We start from the raw sequence: 800 nt of genomic DNA, 5'->3' as shown, positions 1-800 counted from the left end.
GGTCCACGACGCCGCGCGACCGTTTGCGACAGCGGCGCTGATCGACCGTGCGATCGCGGCGGGGCGCGAGGCTGGAGCCGCCGTTCCTGGCATTGCCGTCACCGACACCATCAAAGTCGTCGACGAGCGCAGCGACGTCGTCGCGACGCCAGACCGCGCCCGTCTTCGTGCTGTCCAGACCCCGCAAGCCTTCAATTTCGACCGGCTGCTCGCCGCTCACCGCGACGCCGCTGCCGCGGACGAGAACGGCTTCACGGACGATGGCGGCCTGATGGAATGGACGGGCGCATCGGTTCGCGTGTTCGACGGCGATCCCGCCAATGTGAAATTGACCCATCCCGCCGATTTCGCGGAGGCGGAACAGCGTCTGAAGGGCCCGTCCATGACTTACCTCGCCAAAACCTACCTCACCAAGCTCGGAACTGGCTTCGACGTCCATGTCTTCGGCGAAGGCGACCACGTCTGGCTCGGCGGCATCAAGGTTCCGCATGAGCGCGGCGTGCAGGCGCATTCCGACGGCGACGTGATCCTGCATGCGCTGACCGACGCTATTCTCGGGGCCCTGGCCGATGGGGATATCGGCGTTCATTTCCCCCCGAGCGATCCGCAATGGAAAGGGGCCTCGTCTGATCGGTTTCTCGCCGACGCTGTGCGCCGCGTTCGATCGAAAGGCGGCATCGTCGATCATCTCGACGCGACCTTGTTGTGCGAAGCGCCTCGCCTGGGGCCGCACCGCGAAGCGATGCGCCGGCGCATCGCCGAAATCGCCGGAATCGGGATCGACAGCGTGTCACTGAAAG

General features: G+C 65.9%; 1 protein-coding gene. It reads left to right on the top strand.

Annotated features, from left to right (window positions below; all coding sequences use genetic code 11):
* Nucleotides 1-800: 2-C-methyl-D-erythritol 2,4-cyclodiphosphate synthase (gene ispF, locus AC1DT3_RS23015; RefSeq protein ID WP_477467477.1), on the top strand; the 800-nt coding region annotated here is incomplete at both ends.

Source organism: Microvirga sp. P4_G7, from assembly GCF_056401005.1.
This window is presented reverse-complemented; position numbering and strand designations above follow the sequence as displayed.